The 6,990-nt window shown below is 27.9% G+C and carries 6 protein-coding genes; 5 read left to right on the top strand and 1 reads right to left on the bottom strand.

The window, feature by feature from the left end; translation table 11 throughout:
* The first annotated feature begins 203 nt into the window (after positions 1–203).
* On the top strand, positions 204–566 hold the full coding sequence (locus tag ABCM86_RS11055; protein ID WP_195931610.1) for a BlaI/MecI/CopY family transcriptional regulator: 363 nt from the start codon (positions 204–206) through the stop codon (positions 564–566).
* Positions 567–593: 27 nt separating this feature from the next.
* On the top strand, positions 594–2,081 hold the full coding sequence (locus ABCM86_RS11050; protein WP_343004009.1) for a M56 family metallopeptidase: 1,488 nt from the start codon (positions 594–596) through the stop codon (positions 2,079–2,081).
* 255 nt (positions 2,082–2,336) lie between these two features.
* Here the strand turns inward: ABCM86_RS11050 and ABCM86_RS11045 are convergent, their stop codons facing one another.
* Positions 2,337–3,323 carry a DUF2232 domain-containing protein gene (locus tag ABCM86_RS11045; protein WP_343004008.1) on the bottom strand — a complete coding sequence of 329 codons (987 nt, stop codon included), beginning with the start codon at positions 3,321–3,323 and terminating at the stop codon, positions 2,337–2,339.
* A gap of 422 nt (positions 3,324–3,745) precedes the next feature.
* Between ABCM86_RS11045 and hydG the strand changes: the two genes are divergently transcribed.
* From hydG to ABCM86_RS11030, 3 genes are all read left to right on the top strand, one after another.
* Positions 3,746–5,176, top strand: coding sequence for a [FeFe] hydrogenase H-cluster radical SAM maturase HydG (gene hydG / locus ABCM86_RS11040; RefSeq protein WP_295762090.1), 1,431 nt, complete (start codon positions 3,746–3,748; stop codon positions 5,174–5,176).
* A gap of 168 nt (positions 5,177–5,344) precedes the next feature.
* Positions 5,345–5,545 (top strand): hypothetical protein, encoded by a 201-nt coding sequence (locus tag ABCM86_RS11035; RefSeq protein ID WP_330650030.1) that lies wholly within the window; start codon positions 5,345–5,347, stop codon positions 5,543–5,545.
* Between the two features lie 17 nt (positions 5,546–5,562).
* Complete coding sequence (locus ABCM86_RS11030) at positions 5,563–6,888, top strand: sodium-dependent transporter (RefSeq protein ID WP_343004007.1); 1,326 nt, start codon at positions 5,563–5,565, stop codon at positions 6,886–6,888.
* Positions 6,889–6,990: the final 102 nt, after the last annotated feature.

Raw genomic sequence — 6,990 nt, 5'->3', positions numbered from 1 at the left:
TTGGATATAAAACACCTGCAGAGGTCTTCGCTGCAACATAAACATAAAATGTTGCACTTATATTGACAATCTATCTAAATAAAAAAATTAGAGAAAAAATAAATATGTTTTAGAGATTTTTAGTGTGTACAAATTTGGTTTATCGTGATAAACTTATAATTAACAAAGTGGTTTACTATGATAAACCAAAAAGGAGAGGTATTATGGAAAAATATAAATTATTCGATGCAGAACTTAAATTTATGAATATTATTTGGGATGAGGAGCCGATAAAGTCAGGGGATTTAGTAAAAGTATGTAATGAAAAACTTGGATGGAAAAAGTCAACTACATACACTGTTTTAAGGAAATTAGCTCAAAGAGGTATATTAAAAAATGAAAATACAGTAGTTACAGCTATAGTAAAAAGAGAGGACACTCAGATTTATGAGAGCCATGAAGTTGTTGAAAAGTCATTTGGTGGTTCACTACCTAAGTTTTTGACAGCATTCTTTGGAAATAAAAAAATATCAAAATATGAAGCTGAAGAGTTAAAAAAATTAATAGATTCTTATAAAGAAGATTAAACTATTTAGAGATAAGGGGGAGAATCTATGAATATTTTATCAACAATGTTTAATACAGTTTTTAATATGACTAGATTGGGAGTAGTATTATTTTTAGTTATATTAATAGGAAGATATATGTTATCTAAGTTTCCAAAGATATACTCATATTTATTGTGGGCATGTTTATTTCTACGATTGATTATACCTATAAATATATATAGTGATTTATCGCTTATTAAACTAAAATATTTTAATAAACCTATAAATACAGATATAGTTAAACATTTAGAAAATAATAAAATTAGGGAGTATATATCAAACAATCTAAATATAGAAGCATTTAATTTAAATCGAAGTAAAATAGAATATATATTGTGGATAGCTATAATATTATGGATTGCAGGAATAATACTTTTAAGTCTACACACAATAATATCTTATATAAAAATGAGGAAAAAAATATGCACAGCAACACTTATAAAAGATAATATATATGAGACTGATCGTATAGATTCGCCATTTGTATTTGGTATAATAAAACCTAAAATATATCTTCCACTTGGAATTTGCGAAAGAGAACAAGAATATCTAATACATCACGAAGAAGTACATATAAAGAGATTCGATTATATAGTAAAACAAGTTTACTTCTTAGCTGTAATAATACATTGGTTTAATCCGATTGTTTGGAAGGCATTTGAACTTATGACACAAGATATGGAGATGTCTTGTGATGAAAGAGTTATGAAAGATTTTAAAATAGATATAAAAGTAGATTATAGTAATTCATTATTAGAGTTTGCAACTACATCAACTTTAGACTTGCTTTGTCCATTGGCTTTTGGTGAAAATTATGCTAAAAAAAGAATAGAAAATATCTTAAAATATAAAAAAATGGTGTATAAAACACCTAAAATACTTTTTATAGCATTTGTATTTTGGGGAGTATTCTTTATATCAAATCCTAGTGCTAGTCAAATATACGATAAAGACCCAATTTCATATGGTCAACTAGGGGTAGATTATATAGCAAAAGACGGTGAAATAGATTATATGTATGATAAGGAGCTATTTTATATAAGAGAAAGTATATCGAATTTTAAATCTACAGGTGAAATAGAAAATATATATGTTTTTAGTATAAAATCAATAGAAAATAACATAATTGTTGGATTTGTCGATCACTCTAATAAAGAAAAATTGGGAGTATGTGTGTTTGAAAAAGATAACGATAAACTAAAACCACTATATATCGAGCTTGGAGAGAGATATATAACACATCAGGACTACGATATAATGGGTGGAAGTTTTGTAATAGATTATGGGAAAAATCTAGATAAAAAAGCATTAGTAACACTATCTAATGGTATAACATCTATAAAATCAAATGTATATTCAGATAAAAAATTAGTAGAAACTAAAGAAACTACATTAAATGAACCTGATATGACAATTATTGATTTAAGTAAATATAATTATAAAGATTTAAGTTTTGGATATTTTGATTATAATAACAATAAGATAAATATGTAAAATTATAAATAACAATTATAAATATAAAAAGTATATAAAAAGTAAAATATATAAAAAATGGCTATGGCAAAAAAAGTTTAATTTTTATTGCTATAGCCTTTAATTTTTTAAAATATACTTTTTTATAACATATAGGAAATTATGTTCCTTTAAAATTGTGGATAATTATAATTTTCGTACATGTGTTACAAAGAAATCTATCTTATAAAAGGTCTTTAAAATAAAGATTTCTTTATAAAGTTAGAATAAAATCTTTTATTGAGGTCTAGCTTTTAAATCAATTTTTTTTTCATAAAATAGATCTATAATTTTCTTTTGGTGAATTCTCATATTATTTTTCATATCGATAAAACAAGATATAATTGCAAAAATATAAACTGAAATTCTAAAGTCTATTAAAAATAAAACCAAGCATATCCACATAAATAATCTGAGATAGAGAACCTTTTTAGTATGAGTAATTATAAAATCTTTTATAATAATTAATGAATCTCTAATCACATAATAATAAGCTATGTATTGAACTGATATTAAAATAATTCTAAGGTAAATAAATTTTATATCGAAGTTAAAAAGATTCAACATATCTATAAATACTATATAAAGGCAACATGAATAAAAGGTATTTCTTTTAAAACATAAAAATCTATTGAATAATTTTAAATTCCTGAATATATAATATTTTTTCTGTGCATTTGGTGTTAAAAGTTTTAGTTTTTTACCTAAGAATAAAGATAGATAGTATATAGAAAAACACATTCCAGAACAATAAAATGCTATTAAACAATAAAAAACAATATTGACATATTCTTTATATGGAAACCAAGCAATCATTTCTTGGAATTCAGTAATAATACTAGTCCCACTTAAAGTCTTAGTGTATATGTCGATTACCATTATAAGAATTGTGCTAAAGATTGAAGAGAAAAATATATCTTCCATTAAAATACTATCTTTGTCCATAAAATAAGCACATACTATCCCAAGTAAAAAGCTTTGACTCATAAATAGTGCACCAGTGAGGTCGCCCACTACAATAAACACAAGTAAAACGGAAACTATTCCACTTAATATGCTATATTTACCACCACATTTTAAATAAACTATAGCAAAAAATATTGGTATGGCAAAATCGAGATAAAGTCCATAACCAATACCTGTCGACAATGCAAAAATAGTTATTACTACACATAGTGAAGTAAGTATAGATGCAAGTGTCAAATTCTTTGTCGTACTATTCATTATTTCATCTCCTGTTATAAATTTGTTAAACATTCTCTTATCTATTATACAAATTAATATGAACTATTTAATAAATAATTCTGACGCTTAATATAAAAAATATACATAAAAAGAGCAGTTATATATAAATTTAGAAAAAAATAAAGAATTATGTAAAGTTTATAAAAAATTATTTAAATATTGCTGAAATCTAACTATAATGCTACCATTTAAGTATGGCTGACCTAAATAATAGGAAAGAAAATTTAAATTGTATCAATCTAATTACAAGAGAATCTTCTTAGGTAAAAAGATGGTGATATACAAAATGTATAGTATTATTATGCCTTTGTATATACAGGGGTATTTTTGTTTTATGCAGAAATTCATACCATTTTACCTTTATTCAGTCTAAAAAATTCAATAAATTGGGGGAAATAAAAATGGGATATGATCCAAAATCATGTAAGGCAGAAGAATTTATAAATAATGAGGAAATTTTAGAATCATTAGAGTATGCTAAAAAGAACAAGGGGAACAAAGAATTAATTGAAGGAATATTAGACAAGGCTAATAGAGCAAAGGGGTTAACTCATAGAGAGGCAGCAGTTCTTTTAGAATGTGATGATGAAGAATTGACAAACAGAATGTTCAAATTAGCTGAAGACCTTAAAAAAAGATTTTATGGTAATCGTATAGTAATGTTCGCACCACTATATCTTTCAAATTACTGTGTGAATGGATGTGTATATTGTCCATATCATGCTAAAAATAAAACTATAGCGAGAAAGAAATTAACACAAGATGAAATAAGAAGAGAAGTAATAGCACTTCAAGATATGGGACATAAAAGACTAGCACTAGAGGCAGGAGAAGACCCAGTAAACAATCCAATCGAGTATATACTAGAATGTATAAATACTATCTACAGCATAAAACATAAAAATGGGGCAATCCGTAGAGTAAATGTAAATATAGCAGCGACAACAGTTGAAAATTATAGAAAACTAAAAGAAGCTGGAATAGGTACATATATATTATTCCAAGAAACTTACAACAAAGATTCATATGAAAAACTACATCCAACAGGACCAAAACACGACTACGCATACCATACAGAGGCAATGGATAGAGCGATGGAAGGTGGAATAGATGATGTAGGACTAGGCGTTTTATATGGTCTTAGCACATATAAATATGAATTAGTAGGAATATTAATGCATGCAGAACATCTAGAAGCAAGATTTGGTGTTGGACCACATACAATATCAGTACCAAGACTTAGACCAGCAGATGATATAGACCCAGCAGATTTCCCAGATGCACTATCAGATGAAATATTCCAAAAAATCGTAGCAATAATACGTCTAGCAGTTCCTTATACAGGTATGATAGTATCTACTAGAGAATCACAAAAAACTAGAGAAAAAGTATTACATCTAGGTATATCTCAAATAAGTGGAGCATCTTCAACAAGTGTTGGAGGATATGCAGATAGAGAGCTAGGAGTAAAAGAAGAAGTAACAAGTGCGCAATTTGATGTAGATGATGATAGAACATTAGATGAAGTTGTAAACTGGTTATTAAAAATGGGATATATTCCAAGTTTCTGCACTGCCTGTTATAGAGAAGGTAGAACAGGAGATAGATTTATGTCACTATGTAAGAGTGGCCAAATCGCCAACTGTTGTCAACCAAACGCACTTATGACATTAAAAGAATATCTAGAAGATTATGCAAGTGATGATACTACAAAAGCTGGTGAAGATTTAATACAAAAAGAAGTTAAGAAAATACCAAGAGATAGAACTAGAGAAATTGTTGGAGAAAGATTAGTAAAAATAGCACAAGGAGAACGTGACTTTAGATTCTAATTTATATAAATTATTGAGTGATAGAGAGAAAACGGATTAAATCTGTTTTCTCTTTTTGTATAAATAAGAAGAAAAATGTATAAATATCAAGAAATGTTGCTGTATTTTGTAAACAGTGCTACCATTTAGTTAGACTGACTCAGAAGAGAATCTGCAGAAGCTAGAAAAATGGCACTACATTTAGGCGTATCTCAAATGGGTGCTGGTTCAAAAACTAGTGTCGGTGGATATGATGAACACAATAAAGACAAAGAAGGAACTACATTAATAAAAGAAGAACTTAATAAATTACCAAGCGAAAAAGTAAGAGAAATAGTAGAAGAAAAATTAGTAAAAATAGAAGAGGGGGAACGTGATTTTAGATTTTAGTCTAAATTACAAATGATATGGAACAAACTTTAACAAAAAGGGACAGTTTTACTTCTAATATAGGATTTATCTTAGCATGTGTAGGTTCTGCAGTTGGAATGGGAAACATATGGTTATTTCCATACAGAATAGGTCAATATGGTGGAGCTGCATTTTTAATACCTTATATAATATTTATAATTCTTTTAGGCTCAACAGGATTGATGGGCGAATTTGCATTTGGTAGAATGATGCAATCAGGTCCAATCGGTGCATTTGACAAAGCCTTACAAACTAAGGGGAAAAAAGGTGGAAAAGTATTAGGAGTAATTCCTGTAGTAGGAACATTTATAATAGCAGTTGGATATGCAATAGTAGTAGGCTGGTTTATAAGATTTTTAGTTGGATATATAACAGGAAGTGCATTAACTGCAACAGATTCTGGAGCATATTTTGGACAAATATCAGGTTCATTTGGAAGCGTACCATGGCACTTTATAGCATTACTAATAGTGTTAATAGTATCATTATTTGGAATATCTTCAGGAATTGAAAAGATAAACAAAGTAATGATGCCAGCATTTTATGTATTATTTTTAATACTTTTAGTCAGAGTTTGCACACTAGATGGTGCTATGGATGGATTTAAATATCTATTTATACCTAAATGGGAGTTTTTATCTCAACCAAAAACATGGATATATGCATTAGGACAAGCATTTTTCTCACTATCTTTATCAGGTTCTGGGATGCTTGTATATGGAAGTTATTTAGGTAGAGATATGGATATAATAGATGGTGCTAGAAAAACAGTATTATTTGATACAATTGCAGCATTAACAGCAGCACTTGTTATAATACCTTCAGTATTTGCGTTTGGTCTAGATCCAGCATCAGGACCACCACTATTATTTATAACATTGCCATCAGTATTTAAATTAATGCCTTTTGGTAGAGTATTTGCGATATTATTCTTTATATCACTAATTTGTGCATCTATAACTACACTTGTATGTTTATTAGAAGTGCCAATTGAAGCTATACAAAATAATTTGCATATAGATAGAAAAATAGCTGTAATAGGTGTATGTATAGTAGCATTTGCTATAGGTTTATTCGTAGAGGACGGAAATATTTTAGGAACATTATTAGATTTCTCATCTATATATATAGCGCCACTTGGAGCATTTATCGCTGGTGTTATGTTCTTCTGGGTAATCGGAGTTGACAAGGCAAAAGCAGAAATAGAAACAGGTTCAAGCAAAACATTAGGTTCTTGGTTTAAATCTACAGCTAAATACGTTTATGTATTTATATCTATATTTGTATTTGTAGTCGGAATACTGTTAGGTGGTATTGGGTAAGATTAATATAAATTAAATAATTATTAAAAAATGGCAGTGCTATTAATTAGCATTGCCATTTTAAGTGAAACAAGATTATCATTATTTAAAATTTCTATTATG

The organism is Clostridium sp. 2218st1_F5_2218SCRN_220325 (assembly GCF_039062665.1).
GTDB lineage: Bacteria > Bacillota > Clostridia > Peptostreptococcales > Peptostreptococcaceae > Intestinibacter.
Note: the sequence above shows the minus strand (reverse complement) of the source record. Positions and strands in the feature narration are given on the sequence as shown.

Bases quoted from the DNA above. Each gene is read 5' to 3' on its own strand.
- ABCM86_RS11055 (WP_195931610.1), top strand. From the start codon at position 204: ATGGAAAAATATAAATTATTCGATGCAGAACTTAAATTTATGAATATT.
- ABCM86_RS11050 (WP_343004009.1), top strand. From the start codon at position 594: ATGAATATTTTATCAACAATGTTTAATACAGTTTTTAATATGACTAGA.
- ABCM86_RS11045 (WP_343004008.1), bottom strand. From the start codon at position 3,323: ATGAATAGTACGACAAAGAATTTGACACTTGCATCTATACTTACTTCA.
- hydG (WP_295762090.1), top strand. From the start codon at position 3,746: ATGGGATATGATCCAAAATCATGTAAGGCAGAAGAATTTATAAATAAT.
- ABCM86_RS11035 (WP_330650030.1), top strand. From the start codon at position 5,345: ATGGCACTACATTTAGGCGTATCTCAAATGGGTGCTGGTTCAAAAACT.
- ABCM86_RS11030 (WP_343004007.1), top strand. From the start codon at position 5,563: ATGGAACAAACTTTAACAAAAAGGGACAGTTTTACTTCTAATATAGGA.